Genomic DNA, 20321 nt, shown 5'->3' on the forward strand with positions numbered 1-20321 from the left:
CGCAGGAAGGAAAGCCGTGACAACCGAGGCCGTGGTGGTCGATGCCGATCCGTTAGGCGACTACGAGGTCGGCTCGTTCTTCTTCGCCTCCCCGCGCGGGACGGTGCTCGCCAAAGGGCCGTTCACCGCGCCGGAGCACGGCTCGCCGGTCACCGTCGGCGCCCTGCCGTTCGACCCGTCGGCCCCCGCCCTGCTCTCCGCGCCGATGACCGTCCGGCGCACCGGACGGCTTCCCTTGGACACCAACGACTACAGCGATTCCGCAGCGCGCTTCGGGATCACCCCGGAGCCCGCTCCCGCCGAGTTCGAACGAGGGGTGGCCTCGGCGCTGGAACGGATGGAAGCCGGTGAGTTCGCCAAGGTCGTGCTCGCCAGAACGCTGCGGCTGGACTCCCCGGTCGATGTCGATGTGCGCCGGATGCTGCGCAGGCTCGCGCAGCGCGACCCGCGCGGCTACACCTTCGCGGTGGACCTGCCGTCGGTGAGCGGTCAGCGGACGCTGATCGGGGCGAGCCCGGAGCTGCTGGTCTCCAAGTGCGGCAAGCAGGTCCTGTCCAACCCGCTCGCCGGATCGCGGCCGCGCTCGGCGGATGTGGAGGAGGACCGCAGACGCGTCACCGACCTGTTGTCCTCGAAGAAGGACCGCCGTGAGCACGCCGTCGTGGTGGAGGCCGTTGCCGAGGCGCTGCGCCCGTACTGCGTGAAGCTGGACGTGCCCGCCGGTCCGGCGCTGGTCAGCACGGCCACCATGTGGCACCTGTCCACCAGGGTCACCGGCGAGCTGGCAGACCCGGATGTGTCCTCTGTGGAGCTTGCTCGCGCACTGCACCCGACGCCGGCGGTCTGCGGGCAGCCGACCGCCGTTGCGCGCGCCGCGATCGGGGAGATCGAGCCGTTCGACCGCGGGTTCTACACGGGGGCGCTCGGCTGGTCGGACGACTCTGGTGACGGCGAGTGGATCGTGACCATCCGCTGCGCAGAGGTGGAGCGGCGCAGCGTCCGGCTGTTCGCGGGCGCTGGCATCGTTCCGGGCTCCGACCCCGCCGCCGAGCTGGCCGAGACTTCGGCGAAGTTCCGAACCCTGTTGCTGGCACTGGGAATCGAGCAGGACGCATGATGTTGGACGGATGCACGCCGTGGCCCGCCGAGTTCGCGGACCGCTACCGCGAGGCCGGTCACTGGCGCGGTGAGACCTTCTCGTCCCTGCTGCGGTCGCGGGCGGCGGACTTCGGCTCACGAGTGGCCATTGTGGACGGTGACCGCCGGTGGACCTACGCCGAGCTGGACGCGCGCGCCGACGCGGTCGCCGCCGGGTTCGCGTCGCTGGGCATCGGCCGCGACGACCGCGTTGTGGTGCAGCTGCCCAACATCGCGGAGTTCTTCGAGGTCGTCTTCGGGCTGTGGCGGATCGGCGCGCTGCCGGTGTTCGCGCTCCCGGCGCACCGCAGCGCCGAGATCGGCTACTTCTGCTCGTTCACCGACGCCGCCGCGTACGTCATCCCCGACACCTTCGGCGGTTTCGACTACCGCGATCTCGCCAAGGAGGTTCCCGGTCCGCGCAACGTGATCGTCGTGGGGGAGGAGGGGCCGTTCACCTCCTTCGAGAGCCTGCGGCACGCCTCGCCGACCGACCTCGCCGAACCCTCGTCGTCCGATGTGGCGTTCTTCCAGCTCTCCGGCGGGACCACGGGGGTTCCGAAGCTGATCCCGCGCACCCATGACGACTACATCTACAGCCTGCGCGGCAGCGCGGAGATCTGCGGGCTCGGTGAGGACAGCGTTTACCTCGGTGTGCTGCCGATCGCGCACAACTACCCGCTGAGCTCGCCAGGCGTGCTCGGCGCTCTGTACGCCGGTTCGCGGGTCGTGCTCGCGCCGGTTCCGAGCCCCGACGTGGTCTTCCCGCTGATCGAACGCGAGGGCGTCACGATCACCGGCGTGGTGCCACCGCTGGCACTGGTGTGGTTGCGGGCCGCGGAGAACACCACGCACGACCTGTCCAGCCTCCAGGTGCTCCAGGTCGGCGGCGCGAAGTTCAGCGCGGAGGCCGCGGCGCGCGTCCGCCCGGTCCTGGGCTGCACGCTGCAACAGGTCTTCGGCATGGCGGAGGGCCTGGTCAACTACACGCGGCTGGACGACCAGGACGACGTGCTCGTGCACACGCAGGGACGGCCGATCTCGGCGGACGACGAGATCCGGGTGGTCGACAAAGACGGAAACCCGGTCGCGGAGGGCGAAACGGGGCACCTGCTTACGCGCGGGCCTTACACGATCCGGGGCTACTACAAGGCGGCCGAGCACAACGCGATCGCGTTCACCGCCGACGGCTTCTATCGCACGGGTGACCTGGTCCGCTTGACCAGCAACGGTTATCTCGTCGTCGAAGGCCGTGCGAAGGACCAGATCAACCGGGGCGGCGAGAAGGTCGCCGCCGAAGAGGTGGAGAACCACATCCTGGCCCACCCCGCCGTGCACGACGTCGCGGTGGTGGCCATGCCCGACGAGTTCCTCGGCGAGCGCACCTGCGCGTTCGTCGTGCTCGCCGACCCCGCCGCCGGTGTCGGCGTCCGCGAGCTGCGCGAGTTCTTGCGCGGCAGGGGCCTGGCGGCGTTCAAGATCCCCGACCGGGTCGACTTCGTGCCGGAGTTCCCGCGGACCGGAGTCGGCAAGGTCAGCAAGGCCGAGCTGCGCGTGGCGATCGCGGCGACCCCGCGACCCGCGTCCCGAGCACTTCCCGATCCGGAGAGGACCTGAGCCGATGGCGATCCCGCCCATTGCCCCGTACCCGATGCCCACCGAGCGCGACCTGCCGCAGAACCGGGTGACCTGGCAGCCGGACCCGAGCCGGGCGGTGCTGCTGATCCACGACATGCAGCAGTACTTCCTGGACCCGTTCCCGGTGAACGAGCCGCCGGTGATCGAGCTGGTCGCCAACATCGGCTTCCTCCGCGAGCAGAGCGCCGCCATGGGCGTGCCGGTCGTCTACACCGCGCAGCCCGGCGGGCAGACGCTGGAGCAGCGCGGCCTGCTCCAGGACTTCTGGGGCAACGGCATCCCGCCCGGCCCGGACGGCCAGCGCGTTGTCGACGCGTTGGCCCCCCGCGAGCAGGACGTGCTGCTCACCAAGTGGCGCTACAGCGCCTTCGTGCGCACGGACCTGTTGGAGCGCCTGCGTTCCGCGGGCCGGGACCAGCTGGTCATCTGCGGCGTGTACGGGCACATCGGCTGCCTGATGACCGCCTGCGACGCGTTCATGCACGAGATCCAGCCGTTCTTCGTCGGTGACGCGATCGGTGACTTCTCCTTGGAGCGGCACCGGATGGCGCTGGAGTACGCCGCCCAGCGCTGCGCCACCACGATCTCCACCCGAGCCGTCGTCTCCGGACTGCTCGACGCCCGCCCCGCCGCCAGAATCGCCTGAACCCCTTCAAGGACGACCACGATGACTCAGTTGACGATGGAGACCGTGCGCGCGGACATCGCCGAGGTGCTCTACGTCGCCCCCGGCGAGGTTCGCGACCACGACGACCTCGTGCAGTCCGGCCTCGACTCGGTGCGCATCATGAACCTGGTCGAGCAGTGGAAGCAGGCGGGTGCCGAGGTGAGCTTCGTCGAGCTGGCCGAGCGTCCCACCCTCGCGGAGTGGTGGGAGCTGCTGGCCGCGCGCCTGCCCGGCACGACGGCGTGAGCCCCTCCGGCCTGCCCCTGACCGGCGCGCAGTCCGGCGTCTACTTCGCCCAGCAGCTCGATCCGGGGGGAGTGGCCTACAACACCGGCGAGTGCGTGGAGATCCACGGTCCGGTTGACGTCGCCACGTTCGAGAGGGCCCTCCGCCACGTGGTGGACGAGGCGGAGGCCCTGCGCATCTCACTGTCCGTTGTGGACGGTGAGGTGCGCCAGCACGTCGGTGACCTGGACTGGTCGTTGCAGGTGGTGCGGCTCGGTTCGACGGAGGCGGCGCGCGAGTGGATGCGCGCCGACCTCGCTCGTCCGGTGAACCTCCTCGAAGGCCCGCTGTTCACCCAGGCGCTGCTGGCCGTGGGGCCGGACCGGCACCTCTGGTATCAGCGCTGCCACCACATCCTCCAGGACGCCTACGGTTACTCCCTGGTCGCCCGGCGCGTCGCCGAGGTCTACACGGCGCTGCTCGCCGGAGACCCGGTGAAGCCGAACCCCTTCGGGTCCTTGACCGCCCTCGTCGAAGACGACCTCGCCTACCGCGCGTCTCCGGCTTTCGATGCCGACCGCGAGTTCTGGGCGTCGAGTTCTCCCGCGCCGGTCAGCCTGTCGCGGGGGACCTCCTCCGCCACCGGCATCCTGCGCAGCGGCGGTCATCTGGCCGACCTCACCGGTGCGGCGAAGGAGCTGCGGGCGAGCTGGCCGGAACTGGTGATCGCCGCGACCGCTGCTTACCTGCACCGCGTCACGGGTGAGTCCGAGATCGTGCTCGGCCTGCCGGTCATGTGCCGCCTGGGGTCTGTCGCGATGCGCGTGCCCGGGATGGTGGTGAACGTTCTTCCGCTGCGTGTCGTCTTCATCCCCGGCATGGCCGTCGCCGACCTCGTGGCGGAGGTGGTGGCTTCGGTGCGTGCATTGCGCGGACATCAGCGGTACCGCTACGAGGACCTTCGCCGCGACCTGCACCTGTCCGGTTCGGACGCGCCGCTGTTCACGACGGTGGTCAACATCAAGCCGTTCGGCTTCGACCTGCGTTTCGCCGGTCTGCCAACGACAACGCACTACATCGCGCCTGGTCCGGTGGACGATTTGTCGATCAACGTCTACGACACGCCGGACGGGCTGGCGGTGGACCTCGACGCCAACGCGAGCCGCTACACCACTGCCGAGCTGGACGACCACCGCGCCCGCCTCCTCCGTTTCGTGCGCGACCTCGTCGCTGCCGATCGCGTGGACGACGTTGACCTCCTGACCGTCGAGGAACGTGATCACGTTCTGGCGCAAGGCCGCGGTGCTCACATCGAGACTCCGGCGCGGTCTGTGGTGGAGCTGCTGAACCGCACGCCGGACGGGACTGCGGTGGTCTGCGGCGAGAACTCGTTGACCTACGCGGAGCTTCGCGAGCGAGCCGGACAGCTCGCGCACTGGCTCCACTCGCGGGGCATCGGGGCTGAGCACATCGTCGGGCTCCGCATGCAACGGTCGGCTGACTTCGTGGTGGCGATCTTCGGTGTGCTGGCGGCCGGTGCGGCTTACCTGCCGATCGATCCCGGCAGTCCGGCAGACCGTCTCGCGCACGTCCTCACCGACGCGAGCCCAACGCTGGTGCTCGACGAGCTTCCAGTCCTGAGTGGACAGAGCTACACCGCCGACGTCCATCCGGACAGCGCCGCCTGTCTGATCTACACCTCTGGCTCGACCGGTCGCCCCAAGGGTGTCCTGGTCCCGCACCGTGGCTTGGTCAACCTCTTCGCCGATCACGCGGGCCGGAGCCCCCAGCGCCGTCTGCGCGTCGCGCACACCGCATCCTTCGCGTTCGACGCGTCGTGGGACCCGCTGCTGTGGCTGCTGCACGGACACGAGCTGCACGTGCTGTCCGCCGATGTGGTCAGAGACCCCGAAGTTCTTGTGTCTACTGTGGATTCATTGGCGATCGACCACGTCGATGTGCCGCCGAGCCTGCTTCCGCAACTCCGAGAGGCTGGCCTGTTCACTGGCCGCCACGTTCCGTCCGTGGTCGTGGTGGGTGGTGAGGCGGTGTCCGAACACGCTTGGCGGGAGCTGGCCGCAACACCAGGTGTGACGGCCCATGACCTCTACGGGCCAACGGAATGCACCGTTGACGCGTACGCGTGGACCGGTTCGGAGCGGGCCGGTCACGTGGTCGCCAACACGAGCGTCTACGTGCTCGACCCGGCTCTGCGCGTAGTCCCACCAGGTGTGACCGGTGAGCTGTACGTCGCCGGAGCAGGGTTGGCTCGCGGCTACCTCAACAGCCCGGCCCTGACCGCGTCACGCTTCGTCGCCTCACCGTTCGGTGTGGGGGAGCGGCTGTATCGCACCGGAGACCTCGCGCGGTGGACTCCCACGGGTGCCTTGGAGTTCTTGGGGCGAGCCGACTCGCAGGTCAAGATCCGTGGTTTCCGGATCGAACTAGGCGAGATCGAATCCGCCCTGCTCGCGATCCCCGGAATCACCCAGGCCACCGTCACTGTGCACGCCGATCGCCTAGCCGCGTACGTGGTCGGCTCCGCGAACGAACTGCGGGATCACCTCGCGAAGACGCTGCCGGAGTACATGGTGCCGAGCGTTTTCGTGCGCCTCGAAGCGCTGCCGCTGACGGTGAACGGGAAGATCGACCACTCCGCGCTGCCGGTCCCGGAACGCACCGCACCGCTCGACGCACGAGCCCCGCGCACGCCCCACGAAGAGATCCTGTGCGAGCTGTTCGCCGAAGCACTGGGCCTGTCCACGGTCGGTGTCGATGAGGACTTCTTCGACCTCGGCGGCCACTCGCTGCTCGCGGCGCGCCTCGCGTCCCGCATCCGCCGTGCTCTCGGCGTGGAACTGCCGATCGCCACTCTGTTCGCCGCGCCTACCGTAGCGGCGCTCGCGAACCGGCTCAGCGACACCGACCGGCCGCCACTGCTGCCGGTCCAGCTACCGGAACGACCGCCGCTCTCATTCGCGCAGCAGAGGTTGTGGTTCCTCCACCGCCTCGAAGGTCCGAGCCCGACCTACAACATCCCCTTGGTCCTCAAGCTCTCCGGAGCACTCGACCGCGAGGCCCTGCGTGCCGCACTGACCGATCTCGTCATCAGGCACGAGACGCTGCGCACCGTGTTCCCGGAGCGAAACGGTCAGCCCTACCAACACATTCTCGACAAGCCGGTGCTGCCGCTGATCACCACCGGGGTGGCTCCCGGCGACCTGGACAAGGTGCTGCTCGACGCGGCTCGGCACGGATTCGACCTGACCGCTGAGCCGCCGGTGCGGGCGCACCTGCTCGCCACCAGCGCCGACGAGCACACGCTGTTGCTCGTGCTGCACCACATCGTCGGCGACGGCTGGTCAATGGCACCTCTCGCCAAGGACCTCGCTACCGCTTACCGCGCGAGGGTTCGAGGGGAGCAACCGTGCCGCGACCCGCTACCGGTGAGCTACGCCGACTACGCGGTATGGCAGCGCGAACTCCTTGGCGAAGGCCCGGAGTCATTGCTGCACAAGCAACTCACGCATTGGCGAGCCGCGCTGGCCGGACTTCCGGACGAGACGGATCTGCCCACCGACCGCCCGCGCCCGGCAGTAGCCGGGCACGCCGGAGACACGGTCAGCCTGAGCATCGACTCCGAGCTGCACCGCCAGTTGCTCGGACTCGCGCGCAGCACCGGCACGACGTTGTTCATGGTGCTGCACGCAGCTCTTGCGGCGCTGCTGAACCGGCTCGGCGGTGGTGATGACGTCGCGGTCGGGGCCCCGGTCGCGGGGCGCAGCGACGAGGCGATGGACGACCTGGTCGGGTTCTTCGTCAACACACTCGTGCTGCGGACGGACGTGTCGGGCAACCCGTCGTTCCGCGCGCTGCTCGACCGCGTCCGCACCAGCGACCTCGCCGCGTTCGCCAACGCCGACCTGCCCTTCGACCGCCTGGTCGAAGCGGTCAACCCGACGCGGAGCCTCGCACGGCACCCGTTGTTCCAGGTGATGCTGGCGTTCCAGAACACCGCGACGGCGGAGCTGGACCTGCCCGGCGTCAAGGCCGAGATGGCCCCGATGGCCGTCGGCACCGCGAAGTTCGACCTGTCACTCAACCTCTCCGAGCACCGGGCCGAGGACGGTTCACCGGACGGCGTTGACGGATTCCTGGAGTTCCGCGTCGATCTGTTCGACAAGACCAGCGCCGAGCGGATCGCGTGGCGCTTTGCCCGGCTGCTGCGTTCCGTGGTCGCCGCGCCGGACCTGCCGATCGGCGCGATCGACCTGCTGGGCCGGGAAGAACGCGAGCTGGTCCTCGGCGAGCCTGCCACCGCCACGTTCTCGGACGCCACGATCCCCGAGCTGTTCCAGGCTCAGGTCCGGCGCACTCCGAGCGCCGTCGCGGTGACTTTCGACGGAGCAGAACTGTCCTATGTGGATCTCAACGAGCGGGCGAACCGGCTCGCGCACTGGCTGAGGTCGCAGGGTGTCGGGCCGGAGAAGCTTGTCGCGCTGGCGCTCCCGCGTTCGATCGACCTCGTTGTCGCGGTGCTCGGCGTGCTCAAGGCAGGTGCGGGATACCTGCCCATCGACCCGGCCTACCCGGCTGACCGGATCGCGTACATGGTCGAGGACGCGCGCCCGGCGGTGGTGCTCGACTCACTGCCGGACCTCTCCGCCCAGCCGATCGACGACCCGGTCGCATCGCTGAGCCCGGACCACCCCGCCTACGTGATCTACACCTCCGGTTCGACCGGTCGTCCCAAGGGCGTGGTCATCCCACACCGCAACGTGGTTCGGCTGTTCACCTCAACCGACCACTGGTTCCACTTCGGACAGTCGGACGTGTGGACGCTGTTCCACTCCTACGCCTTTGACTTCTCGGTGTGGGAGCTGTGGGGTCCACTGCTGCACGGTGGTCGACTTGTTGTTGTGCCGCATGATGTCTCACGCTCTCCGGAGGAGTTCCTCCGCCTGCTCGTCGACGAGGAGGTGACCGTCCTCAACCAGACCCCGTCGGCGTTCTACCAACTGGCCCAGGCGGATCTGGAAGTCGGCGGAGCGGACCTCGCACTGCGCTACGTGATCTTCGGTGGCGAAGCCCTTGAGCTGTCCCGGCTCTCGTCCTGGTACGACCGGCACGCCGAGGACGCGCCCGTGCTGGTCAACATGTACGGCATCACCGAGACCACTGTGCACGTCTCCTACATCGCGCTCGGTCGGCGGATCACCGAGCTGCGCGCGAACAGCATCGTCGGCCGCGGCATCCCCGACCTGCGCGTCTACATCCTCGGCGCGGGCCTGCAACCCGTTCCGCCCGGAGTGGTGGGGGAGATGTACGTGGCGGGCGCGGGCCTCGCGCGCGGCTATCTCAACCGTCCGGGCCTGTCGGCGGAACGCTTCGTCGCCGACCCGTTCGGCCCACCCGGCAGCCGTATGTACCGCACCGGCGATTGTGCGCGCTGGCGGGCTGACGGGGAGATCGACTACATCGGCCGTGCGGACGAGCAGGTCAAGATCCGTGGCTTCCGCATCGAGCTCGGCGAGATCGAAGCCGCGGTCCTCGCTGTCCCCGGCATCGCCCAGGCCGCCGTCATCGTCCGCGAGGACCGCCCCGGCGACCGCCGCCTCACGGCCTACGTCGTAGGCGCGGGAAGCGAGCTGCGGGAGCACGTGGCCGCCAGGCTGCCCGCCCACATGGTGCCGAGCGCGTTCGTGCGGCTGGACAGGCTGCCGTTGACTCCCAACGGGAAGCTCGACCGCAGGGCACTCCCGGCGCCGGAGACCGGGGTGACCACCTCGGCCGCACCGCGCACACCGCGTGAGGAGCAGCTGTGCAAGCTCTTCGCGGATGTCCTCGGTGTGCAGAGGGTCGGACTTGACGACGGGTTCTTCGACCTCGGTGGGCACTCGCTGCTCGCCGTGCGCCTGGTCAACCGGATTCGCAAGGACCTCGGTGTGGACGTGACCATCGGCAGCCTCTTCCAGGCTCCCACGGTCGGCGCGCTCGCGGAGCTGGTGGACTCGGGCACCACGGTGGACGCACTCGCCACGATCCTTCCGCTGCGCAGCGGAAGGACTGGCGACCCGGTGTTCTGCGTGCATCCCGCAGGGGGACTGAGCTGGTGCTACGCGGGACTGCTCCAGCACATCGACCGTCCGGTCTACGGCATCCAGGCCGTCGGTATTGCCGAGCGCGTGCCGCTTCCGTCCACGCTGGACGAGCTGGCCCGTGCTTACGTGGACGAGGTGCGCGCCGTGCAGCCGCAAGGGCCTTACCACCTTCTCGGCTGGTCAACGGGCGGGATCATCGCCCAGGCGATGGCGACCCGGCTCGAAGCCGCCGGCGAAGAGGTCGCGCTGCTGGCAATCCTCGACGCTTACCCGGCCGAGGGCTTCCGCGACCTGCCAGTGCCCGACGAACAGGAGGCGCTTGAGGCGCTGCTGACCATGGGCGGGTACGGGCCGGAGGACCTGCGCGGAGAACCGCTTCAACTGTCCACAGTGGTCGATGTGCTGAGCAGGGAGGGCAGCCCGCTGGCGAACCTGGACGGTCCTGCCCATGCGGCGCTCACCGAGGTCTACCTGAACACCAACCTGCTGGTCCGGGCGTTCGACCACGACCGGTTCGGCGGCGACGTGACGTTCTTCCGCGCCACCGTGGACACCATCGACGACACGCTGACCCCGGACTCCTGGACGCCGCACGTCGCCGGACGGATCGTGAACCACGACATCGCGTGCAGCCACAAGGACATGACCCAGCCCGGCCCGATCGCCGAGATCGGCGCGATCCTCGCCGAGCTCCTGGAGCGCAGATGAACACCCGTGCCGCGGTCGCCGTGGTCTACGTCCTGGCCATGTTCATGAACGGCCTGGACACCACGATCGTCAACCCCGCGCTGCTCACCATCGGACAGGGCTTCGGCATCTCCCCGGCTGAGACCAACCTGGTCGAGGCCGGGTACCTGGTGAGCCTCGCGGTGGTGCTGCCGGTCGCAGGCTGGCTCGGCGACCGCTTCGGAACGAAGCTCGTCTTCCTCGGCGCCCTGTCCGTGTTCACTGCCGCTTCGGTCCTCTGTGGACTATCGGAGAGCATCGGCGCGCTGGTGTTCTTCCGGGTGCTGCAAGGTCTCGGCGGTGGTCTGCTGACGCCGGTGGGGATGACGATGCTGTTCCGCGCTTTCCCGCCGGAGCAACGGATGCGGATCTCGAAGTACCTGATGATCCCCACGGCCCTGGCCCCCGCGCTCGGCCCGGTCCTCGGCGGTCTGCTGACCGAGCACCTCTCGTGGCGCTGGGCGTTCTACGTCAACCTGCCCGTCGGCCTGATCACCGTCCTCATCGGACTGCTCTTCCTCCGGGAGCACGTCGAGCCCGGCACCGGGCGCTTCGACCTCCGTGGGTTCCTCTTGGTGGCACCGGGATCCGGAGCGTTGATGTTCGCGCTCGGTGAGGCTCCCGGCCGGGGCTGGGGCTCCCCGACGGTGCTCGGCCTCGGCATCGCCGGAGTCGTCCTGCTCGTGCTCTTCGTCCGTGCGCAGCTGCGCACCGAGGAACCCCTGCTGGACCTCAGGTTGCTGGCGGACAAGGCTTTCGGCTCGGGTAGCTCGATCATGGCGCTGGCGTCGGCGGGCCTGCTCGGCATGCTCTTCGTCTTCCCGCTGATGTTCCAGGACGCGCTCGGGGCCTCGGCGCTCAGCGCCGGGCTGGTGGTCTTCCCCGAGGCCATCGGTCTGCTGGCGGCCTCTCAGTTGGTCGACTTGACCTGCAAACGGCTTGGCCCGCAACGGGTTGTGTTCGCCGGACTGCTCGCGGGCGCGGTGCTGTTCGCGCTGCTCGGGGTGACGACCGAGCCGTGGTCGGTGCGCGTGCTGATGTTCGGCGTCGGCTTCTTCCTCGGCCACGCGGTGATGGCGGTCCAGGTGGCGTCGTTCGACACGATCGACCCGCCGTCGATGGGCCGCGCGATGTCGCTGTTCCAGGTGATCCGCATGCTGGGCGGCTCGATCGGTGTCGCCGCGCTGGCCGGAGTGATCGGCGGCGGAGGAGTGGCCGCGCCGTTGTTCTCCTACCAGCTGGCGATGTTCGGCTCGGCCCTGTTCCTCGTCGCCGCCGCGCTGGTCTCGATGGTGCTGCGGCGGAAGGTGGTTTCCGTTGGGTGACGGGGCGCACTTCAGCTCTCACAACCGGCGCGAGAACCTTCGGTGGTGACCGAATCTTCTTTGTTTCTTGGTAGAACTCGGGCGGAGTCCGGAGTCATGTGCGTCACCGGCGACAACGCGGGCCCGCGCATCCTTCAGGTCTCTGGATGAACGTTACGTAGTATCCGGCTCGTGGATCGCCCAAGCCTGCCGGAGAACCTTCAACTCCTGCTGTCCGACGAACCCGTCCTGGACGTGTACTCCTACGGTCCCTGGCGGGTTCCGGACGGCTTGTACGAGCAGGTGCGGGCGCGGGCGATCGAGCTGAACAACGATCCCGCCGCTGAGGCTCTCGCGGTCGAGCTGCCCGACGCCTTCGCCGAGGACACCACTGTCATCGGGGTGGAACTGTGGTACCTGCTCCAGTTCCTCCTCGGTTCGGTGGCTCTCAGGGCGGGCACGGCCTGCGACGTCGGCTACGAGACGATGAGCGACTTCATCGTGGAGCCGAGGCAACCCAACCGCACCTGGGCGTGGTCCTCTGGTGACACGCCGTACGCGCCGCCCGCGTACTGGCTGCTCGACGGCACCGGTGACGACCCGGAGCTGCGTGAGCTGGCGTTCGGGATCGCGCGCCGCTGCCTCGACGTCTTCGAGGGCATCGAGCCGCTGGAACCCCGTCGCAGAGCCTTGATCGCGCTCCACGACATGCGCGCGGCCGATCCGGCGCTGGCCGAACAGGATCTGGCCGCGCCGCTGGAGGCGCTGCCGCGGCTGTGGGCCGACCGAGCGGACGCCGGGATGCTGTCCGTGCTGCCGGAGCTGATGGGACCCGCGGGCTATCTCGACTGGGCCTGCACGGGGTTCCTCGCCGCGAACACCCGCCTGATCGAGCACGTGCCCGGTGTGGCGAGCGCAGGACCGTTGCCGGGCACCGAGTTCACCTTCGAGCACGAGGTCGCCCTGGCGTGCCTGCTCGCACAGGCCGAGGCCGCCGAGGTCCCCGCCGAGCTCGTGGTCAGCCTGGGCGTGTCGATGTACGAGCGGGTGCAGGCGGTGTTCTTCAAGCTGCACGAGGGGTTCGACGCCGACGGCTGGCACGCGCGGGTCCGGGCCTGGCTCGCGCGTGGCGTGCTGGAGGGCGAGACCGAGGCGTGCCGGGCGTGGCTGGACATGGCGATCAGGGTCACTGGCGCGGTCCAGGGGCTTCCCGGGCCGGCGGTGAACCCGGAGAGCTCCGTTCCGGTCAGCGCCTTCCAGCGCGATCTCCGCATCCTCTGTGCGCCGCGCAGGGCCATGAACCCTTTGGTGGCAAAGCTTTCCGCAGGTGTCACCACACCCGCGGACCCGGCGGCGAACCTGGTCGGCCAGCCGGAGCTGGCGGAGGCGCTCCGCGCTGTCGTCGGCTCCACCGAACCCGCGCGGCTGCTGCTGGCCGGTCCCGACAGCACCGGGCGGATGACCGCGGCTGACATCCTCCGGCGCACACTCGCGGTGCCCGATGTGGTCCACATCTCCGACCAGGTCTTCGCGAACATGAGCGCCAGCGAGGCCGCACTGCACGTCCTCACCCGCACTCGTGAGCTCGGCGGCGGTGATCTGCTTGTGGTGCAAGGACTCGACCGGATCATCGACTACCCGCGCTGCGGTGCGGTTGTCCTCGAAGAGCTCCGGCGCGTCCTCCGCCAGAAGCCGAGCCTGCACGTGGTCGCGATCTGCCGGTCCGGTGGCGACATCAGGGTCGAGCACGCGAATCCGGCTCTGCGCAACGACTTCCGGGTCGCACGTACTCAGGACTTCGCCGAAGCCGATCGTGCGGAGCTGTTCCGCCGCGCCCTCACCAAGCGCGGCGCCTCGGCAGCCGGCAACGCCCTCACAGCGGCCGCTCGGGTCACCGGATCGCTGAACCTCCGGGGTGCCCGGCTCATGGACCACCTCGCCGAGCACGCGGTCGCGTCCGCGCAGGGCCGCCCGGTGACCGCTGCCGACCTCCCATGCATGTCCGGGACCCGGACCGAGCTGGACGCGTGCCTCGGACTGGAGTCCGTCAAGGCGGAGCTGGCGCTCGTCACCGCGGAGGCCCGAGCCGCGAAGCTGCGCGGCGAAGCCGGAATGCCCGCGTTCGTACGGCCGCCGCACCTGGTCTTCACCGGTCGGCCGGGAACGGGGAAGACGATGGTGGCCGGCGTCCTCGGCCGCATGTTCGCCGACGTCGGCCTGCTCTCCTCGGGGCACCTGGTCACCGTCGACCGCGCCGACCTCACGGGGCAGCACCTCGGCGACGCCACGGTGAACGTCCGCAGGGCCATCGACCGGGCACTCGGCGGCGTGCTGTGCGTCGAGGACGCGGGCAACCTCGCCCGCCCCGGCATGGACATCGACAAGGCCCGCAGTCGCGATGTCGTCGACGCGCTGCTCGCGGGGGTCCAGGCGCACCAAGAGGATCTTGTCATTGTCCTTTGTGGACCGGAGGGGGCGATCAACGGGCTGCTGAAGTCCTCGCCGGAGCTGTCGGAGCGCTTCACGAAGGTCATCCGCTTCCCCGACCTCACCCCGGACCAGGTGGTCGAGCTCTACGGCACCAAGGCGGGCGAAGCCGGGTTCACCCTGCGCCGAGGAGTGCTGGCCAAGGTCGGCGAGGTCGTCCGCGCGGCGCGGCCGGACGCGGTCGGCGCCCGGCTCGCCCTCAGCCTGCTGGAGCGGTCGGTCACCGCGCAGTCGCGGCGAGTCCTCGCCGACGGCATCATCGACGAAACCGAGTCCCTGCACGAGATCCTGGTCGAGGACGTCCCGGCGACGGCCCGCGCGGGAACCAGCGCCCAGCTGGTGGACGACCCGCTGGCCACGATCGACGGACTGATCGGGCTGGAGTCGGTCAAGCGCGAGGTCCGGCTCCTGGTGGCCGAGACCGAGGCGGACGCGCTCCGCAGGGCGGCGGGCCTGCCGATCGCCTCGCCCACCCGGCACCTGGTCTTCACCGGCAACCCCGGCACCGCGAAGACCACCGTGGCCAGGCTGGTCGCGGCCGTCTACGCGCGGCTCGGCCTGCTGTCCTCCGGCCACCTGGTCGAGGTCTCCCACGCGGACCTCATCGCCGAGTACATCGGCCAGACCGCCCCCAAGGTCCGCGCGGTGGTCGAGAGCGCGCTCGGCGGAGTGCTGTTCATCGACGAGGCGTACGCGCTCACGCCGGGCGGTTCGAACTCCTACGGCCCCGAGGCGATCGCGGAGCTGCTGCGGCTGATGGAAGAGCACCGCGACGACCTGGTGGTGATCGTCGCGGGCTACGACAACCGCATGACGGACTTCCTCGCGGCGAACCCCGGCCTGGCCTCGCGGTTCCCCACCACGGTGCGCTTCCCCGACTACGACGACGCCGAACTGGTCTCGATCTTCGAGCACATGGCGAGCGCGGCGGGGCTGACGGTCGACGAGGAGGTCCGCGACGAAGTCCGCCGAGTGCTCTGGTCGACCCCGCGCGGCGAGTCCTTCGGCAACGGCCGCGTCATGCGCAACCTCCTCGACCGGGCCGTGGCGTTGCAGGCCGAGCGCATCCTGGCGCAGCAGGACCCCACCAGCGACGACGTGCGGACATTGCTGCCCACGGACATCGTGGCGGCCCCGGCGCCGCGACCCGAACAGGACCGCGCGGGCCAGTACCTCTGAGCCACGGTCACCACCCTGATCGCCAACCCAGCGGCACTACCGCCACCGCCACCGCCACCGCCCACCCCCGCTCCGCCCCGCCAAGCCCGAGCCCCCCGAGGAGCGCCACACCGAGGCTCGGCCAGAGCGGTGGGCCGGCGTGGTGGGTTCTCGCGTTTTGCCACCTTGATGCGAAGTGAGAGCGCTCTTTTGCGCGTTAAGGTGACAAAACGCGAGGGAGGGGCCAGCTCGGCGGGGGATGAGGTCAGCCCACTGAGAAGGAGCGGCCAGCCCGCTGCGAGGGGTGAGGTCAGCCCACTGAGAGGGAGCGGCCAGCTGGTGTGGATGAGTGGTGTGGGCGTGGAGGGTGACCGGCCGGGCAGGGCCTAAGTCGCGTGTCCTGCAAGTGGTAACACCACCCCACCGCCTCTTGGTGCCCTCGCCCGCATGCCCCTCATTTCGCGTTTTGCCACCTTGATGCGAAATGAGAGCGCTCTTTTGCGCATTTAGGTGACAAAACGCGAAAACTCCGACCGCGCCAGCCCGGCGCGAGAGGTGAGGCCAGCCCGGCGCGAGGGTGCGGTGGGGATGAGTGGTGTGGGTGCGCGCGCGGGTGGTGTGTGGCTGAGTGGTGCGGGTGCGCGCGGGTGGTGTGGGCGTGGGGGACGACCGGCCCGGTGGGGCCTAGGCGGGGTCGGACTCCTGCCAGGACACGCAGCGCGGGCGGCGGCCGGTGGAGCGGAACTCCGACAGGGCCTCGTGGAGCTTGTCCAGCGGGACCACGGCGTTGCGCGGGAACTCCCGCTTCGTCCCGCGGTCCACGTACAGCGGTGGCACGCCGTCCTCGCGGGTGGACCCCTTGGTCACCCAGGTGCCGATCTCGGTGCTGTCCTCGTCGCGCGGGCCGACGTAGCACAGCGCGCCGATCTTGTGCTCCCGGTTGACGTCGATCTTGACGTAGCGGCGCCTGTCCTCCGCGGACCCCGGCTTCGCGTACACCGGGGCCTGGTCGCCGGCCTGCGCCCGCTCGACCGCCGCTTCGACCTCCTTGTCCTTCGGCGGAGCCGGAGGAGCCGGGGCAGCGGTGCGAACCAGAGCAGCGCGGGGAGCGGCGGCAGCGGCACCCGAACCGGAGCCGACCAGGCTCCGCCGGAACCGCTCAACGGACTCGTCCGCCGTGCTGCCCATGCGGAAGACCTGCAACAGGTCCTCCCGCGCGCTCATCGCCAGCGCGGTCGCCTCCTGCAGCTCCCCGGACGAGCTGCCCTCACCCAGCGCGGCCAGCGTGTTGGCGTAGTCCTCCAGCTGTTCCTCGACCTGACCTAACGCCGTCAGGCCGTCCCCGAGCACGGTGCGGACGCCCTCCAGACGCACGGCGACATCACCGATCGAGCCGATCGACATGAGACCCCCTCGTCACGATCCGTCCCCGCGACGGTAGCGCCCTTGATCGCGAGTGCAACCACCGAACAACGCGATCAGTCCGTCCGCGATGCCGCCGCGCCAGCAGACGTAGTCGTGTCCTCCCAGGTACTCGCGGTAGATCACGTCGTAGCCCTTGGCCTCCAGGACGGTGCGCAGATGCCGGTTGGCAGCCAGCAACATCCACTCCAACAGACCAGCTTCGAGGTAGAACCGCACCGGCAGCCGGGGCGAACGGGCGAACTCGCGGGACAGCCACTCCTCGTCGTTGCCCAGTGAGTCCTCCGGCCACCAGAACGACCCCGACTGCGACAGCACCACGCCGAACTCCGACGACGCGACCAGTCCCGCGTACGCGGCCGTCAGGCCGCCGAAGCTCTGCCCGGCGATGACCGTTTCCGACGCGCGCGAGGTGACCGGGAACCCGCGTCGCGCCCACGGCAGCAGCTCGTCGGCCAGGAACCGGACGAACGGCTCGTGGCAGGCCAGCTCGCGCAGCCGGTGGTCTCGGTCGATCACGTCGGGCATCAGCACCACCATCGGCGGGACGAGGCCCTCCGCGACCAGGTTGTCGATCGTCGCCCTGATCGGCACCAGCGGTCCCCACACGTCGCCGTCGAGCAGCACCAGCACCGGCAGCGGCCCGGTCGGGCGTCCGGGGGGTGCGTAGACCCAGACCGTGCGCTCGTTGCCGAGGATCTCGCTGCGCACGCGGTGCTCGGTCACCGCACCGGCGGGCACGTCCCTCGGCCGCCACCACGGGTGCGGAGGAGCCTCCGGCAGCTCCAGCACCGAGCTCATCGGGGCACCGCGCTTGTTGGGGAACCGCACGGGGTTCAGCGGATCCGGCTCCGCGATGTCGAGGAGCTTGCGCCAGGCCGCGCGGTCGATCCTGGCCGGGTCCAGGCCCGGATCGCGGTCGTCGAAGGCGAACATCTGGTAGGTCGCCCGCAGGTCCGCGCGCAGCCGCAGCTCGATGTGCCACACATCCGTTCCTGGCATCCTGCTGAGCAGGCTCGGGCCGAGGTCGCCCCGATGCCGCTGACGGTCGGTCAGCGTGTTCACCGACGCCAGCACCGCGCGCGTGCCCTCGCCGCGGTCCCGCCACAGCAACGTCACGCGGTGGTGGCCATCTCCGTCCGGCTCCACCAACGGAGTGCCGAGCTCGGCCACCCGCGCCCAGAACGCATCCTGGTCACCGGTCGCGGCCAGCTCTTCGAGGAGCGTGTTCACTTCGAGTCCCCCCGCAGCAGCACCCACATCAGGAACGGGCCGCCCAGCAAAGTGGTGATCACACCGACCGGCAGCTCCGTCGGCGTCGCGACGCGGCCGATGGTGTCCGCCGCCACCACGAGCACCGCGCCCGCCAGCGCCGAGCCGACCACCGGGACCCGCACCGGTCCGGCGAGCCTGCTCGCGATGATCGGCGCGGCCATCGCCACGAACACGACCGGACCCCCGATGCCAACGCCGATCCCCGCGAGGGCGACCGCCATGGCCAGCACGAACACCTGGGCCCGCTTGCGGTTGAGGCCGAGGGTGGCCGCGGTGTCCTCGCCGAGCCGCAGCAACGCCAGCTGCCTCGCGGCCAGCACCGTGACCGGCAGCAGCACCGCCAGCACGATGCCGACCGGGAGCGCGACGCCGTAGTCCCGGCCGTTGAGGCTGCCGATGGTCCAGGTGAAGATCGCGTTCGCGGTGTGCAGGTTCCCGAAGGACAGCACCAGGTTCGTCAGCGAGCCGATCGCCGTGGACATCGCGAGGCCGACCACGATCACCCGCGAGCCCTGGCTGCCCATGCCCCCGGCGACCAGCAGCACCGCCACTGCGGCCAGCAGCGCCCCGAGCGGGCCCGCCCACCACGCGCCGATCATGCCCGCGGCGCTGGACATCGAGATCACCAGCACCGCAACGGTCGCGCCGTTGTTGACACCGAGCAGGTCCGGGGTGGCCAGCCGGTTCCGCGCGAGGCTCTGCGTCAGGCAGCCCGCCGCGCCGAGAGCGGCTCCCGCGAGCAGCCCGGAAACGATGCGCGGCAAGCGAATTTCCTGGATCAGCAGCTGCGCCGCGCGGCTGCCCTCGCCGAACAGGGCGGCCAGCGCGCGGTCCGGGCTCAGCGTGGACTGGCCGAGCACAGTGGACGCGACGACGGCAATCGCCAGCACTACCAGCATTCCCGCAGCCGCGAACGTCGCACGTCGAGGAACGAGCAGCGAGTAGTCCTTGGCGCGCAAAACGAAGCTGTCCGGCGGTTGGACTTTGGCCTTGCCAGGAGCCGATTTTGCCGCCCGTCCGCCAGAGGTCTCCGGCTGCTCCGGGGCGCTGAGGCTCAACAGCTTCCTGGAGCGCGCGATCAACACCAGCGCGGGCGCGCCGATCAGCGCCAGCAGCACGCTCACCGGCGCCTCGAACGGCCTGACCACGATGCGCGCCAACACATCCGCGCCGAGGAGCGCCAGTGCGCCGATGATGCCGGACATCACCAGCTGCGCGACCATCCGCGTGCCGACGAGCGCCCGCGCCACGTAGGGGGCGAGCAGGCCGAGGAACGCGATCGGCCCGGCAAGGGACACCGCCGCTCCCGCGATCAGCGCGACGCCTCCGGCCACGACGAGGCGGATCACCCCGGGACGGTGCCCCAGTGCTCGCGCGGCGTCTTCGCCGAGGGCCAGCGCGGACAGGGGACGGGCGACGAGAACCGCTGCGGCAAGTCCGATCGCGACGGCGGGCAGCACCTGGACGGCGTGCTCCAGCGTCACCCCGGACAGCGAGCCCAGCACCCAGAACCGGTACCTGTCGTAGCCGCTCGGATCGCTGAGCAGGATGAAGGACGTCGCGCCCGCCAGCGTCGCCCCGAGCGCGGAGCCCGCGAGCACCAGGCGCAGCGGGGAGGCGGCGCCCCGGCCGAAGGTGGCAAGCAGCAACACGACCGCGCTCGCCAGCAGCGCCCCGGTGAACGCCCACGCCAGGTAGGCCGCGCCGCTCTCGGCCCCGGCGAAGGTGATCCCGGCGACCACGCCCAGCGCCGCACCGTTGTTGACGCCCAGCAAACCGGTGTCCGCCAACGGGTTCCGCGTCGCCGCCTGCAACAACGCGCCGCTCACGCCGAGCGCGCAGCCGATCAGCACGGCGACCACCGTGCGCGGCACCCGCAACGTGGTGACCACCATCTCCAGCTGCGGGTCCACGATCCCGCCGAACAAGTAGCCGAGCGTCCTGCCCGGTCCGATGTGCCCCGCCCCGACCAGGATCGAGACGAACGCCAGGCCGAGCACGAGCACCGGCAGCGCCGCGAACAGCCAGCGCGCCGAGCCGCCCCGGCCGGGTGTGACGCCGGTCTCCTGAGGGCCTCGCGGTCGCGGTCCGTCGACCTCGTCACCCCGGCGGAGCGCTTGCGTAACCGACATAAGGGGAGGCTAACCTAACTGCCCGGCGCGGTGGGTCACCAGCCGGAGC

10 protein-coding genes are annotated in these 20321 nt (G+C 70.1%); 7 read left to right on the forward strand and 3 right to left on the reverse strand.

The window, feature by feature from the left end; genetic code table 11:
• Window positions 1-16: 16 nt before the first annotated feature.
• From ACFFQA_RS02365 to ACFFQA_RS02395, 7 genes are all read left to right on the forward strand, one after another.
• On the forward strand, window positions 17-1117 hold the full coding sequence (locus ACFFQA_RS02365) for an isochorismate synthase (RefSeq protein ID WP_377849872.1): 1101 nt from the start codon (window positions 17-19) through the stop codon (window positions 1115-1117).
• Window positions 1114-2754, forward strand: a complete 1641-nt coding sequence (locus tag ACFFQA_RS02370) for a (2,3-dihydroxybenzoyl)adenylate synthase (RefSeq protein ID WP_377849874.1) — start codon at window positions 1114-1116, stop codon at window positions 2752-2754. Before ACFFQA_RS02365 ends, ACFFQA_RS02370 begins: the two co-directional genes overlap by 4 nt.
• A 4-nt stretch (window positions 2755-2758) precedes the next feature.
• Complete coding sequence (locus ACFFQA_RS02375; RefSeq protein ID WP_377849876.1) at window positions 2759-3421, forward strand: isochorismatase family protein; 663 nt, start codon at window positions 2759-2761, stop codon at window positions 3419-3421.
• Between the two features lie 21 nt (window positions 3422-3442).
• On the forward strand, window positions 3443-3688 hold the full coding sequence (locus ACFFQA_RS02380) for a phosphopantetheine-binding protein (RefSeq protein ID WP_377849878.1): 246 nt from the start codon (window positions 3443-3445) through the stop codon (window positions 3686-3688).
• On the forward strand, window positions 3643-10476 hold the full coding sequence (locus tag ACFFQA_RS02385; RefSeq protein ID WP_377849880.1) for a non-ribosomal peptide synthetase: 6834 nt from the start codon (window positions 3643-3645) through the stop codon (window positions 10474-10476). The genes ACFFQA_RS02380 and ACFFQA_RS02385 overlap by 46 nt, the downstream gene beginning before the upstream one ends.
• Window positions 10473-11819: a DHA2 family efflux MFS transporter permease subunit gene (locus ACFFQA_RS02390; protein ID WP_377849882.1), complete on the forward strand. Its 1347-nt coding sequence runs from the start codon at window positions 10473-10475 to the stop codon at window positions 11817-11819. Before ACFFQA_RS02385 ends, ACFFQA_RS02390 begins: the two co-directional genes overlap by 4 nt.
• A 171-nt stretch (window positions 11820-11990) precedes the next feature.
• Window positions 11991-15464: an AAA family ATPase gene (locus ACFFQA_RS02395; RefSeq protein ID WP_377849884.1), complete on the forward strand. Its 3474-nt coding sequence runs from the start codon at window positions 11991-11993 to the stop codon at window positions 15462-15464.
• Window positions 15465-16127: 663 nt separating this feature from the next.
• On the opposite strand, the gene ACFFQA_RS02400 is transcribed toward ACFFQA_RS02395, so the two are convergent.
• Genes ACFFQA_RS02400 through ACFFQA_RS02410 form a run of 3 tightly spaced genes read right to left on the reverse strand, consistent with a single transcriptional unit; the run spans window position 16128 to window position 20272 of the window.
• A complete protein-coding gene (locus tag ACFFQA_RS02400) occupies window positions 16128-16847 on the reverse strand; it encodes an Imm1 family immunity protein (protein WP_377849886.1) in 720 nt (239 codons plus the stop codon).
• Window positions 16848-16859: 12 nt separating this feature from the next.
• A complete protein-coding gene (gene fes / locus ACFFQA_RS02405) occupies window positions 16860-18098 on the reverse strand; it encodes an enterochelin esterase (RefSeq protein ID WP_377849887.1) in 1239 nt (412 codons plus the stop codon).
• Window positions 18095-20272 (reverse strand): iron ABC transporter permease, encoded by a 2178-nt coding sequence (locus ACFFQA_RS02410; RefSeq protein ID WP_377849888.1) that lies wholly within the window; start codon window positions 20270-20272, stop codon window positions 18095-18097. Before ACFFQA_RS02410 ends, fes begins: the two co-directional genes overlap by 4 nt.
• Window positions 20273-20321 lie beyond the last annotated feature (49 nt).

This window comes from Allokutzneria oryzae, assembly GCF_042429765.1.
Classification (GTDB): Bacteria; Actinomycetota; Actinomycetes; order Mycobacteriales; family Pseudonocardiaceae; genus Allokutzneria; species Allokutzneria oryzae.

What these genes read in the sequence shown, in the direction of transcription:
- ACFFQA_RS02375 (WP_377849876.1), top strand. Translation starts at nt 2,759, where the DNA reads ATGGCGATCCCGCCCATTGCCCCGTACCCGATGCCCACCGAGCGCGAC.
- ACFFQA_RS02370 (WP_377849874.1), top strand. Translation starts at nt 1,114, where the DNA reads ATGATGTTGGACGGATGCACGCCGTGGCCCGCCGAGTTCGCGGACCGC.
- ACFFQA_RS02390 (WP_377849882.1), top strand. Translation starts at nt 10,473, where the DNA reads ATGAACACCCGTGCCGCGGTCGCCGTGGTCTACGTCCTGGCCATGTTC.
- ACFFQA_RS02380 (WP_377849878.1), top strand. Translation starts at nt 3,443, where the DNA reads ATGACTCAGTTGACGATGGAGACCGTGCGCGCGGACATCGCCGAGGTG.
- ACFFQA_RS02410 (WP_377849888.1), bottom strand. Translation starts at nt 20,272, where the DNA reads ATGTCGGTTACGCAAGCGCTCCGCCGGGGTGACGAGGTCGACGGACCG.
- ACFFQA_RS02400 (WP_377849886.1), bottom strand. Translation starts at nt 16,847, where the DNA reads ATGTCGATCGGCTCGATCGGTGATGTCGCCGTGCGTCTGGAGGGCGTC.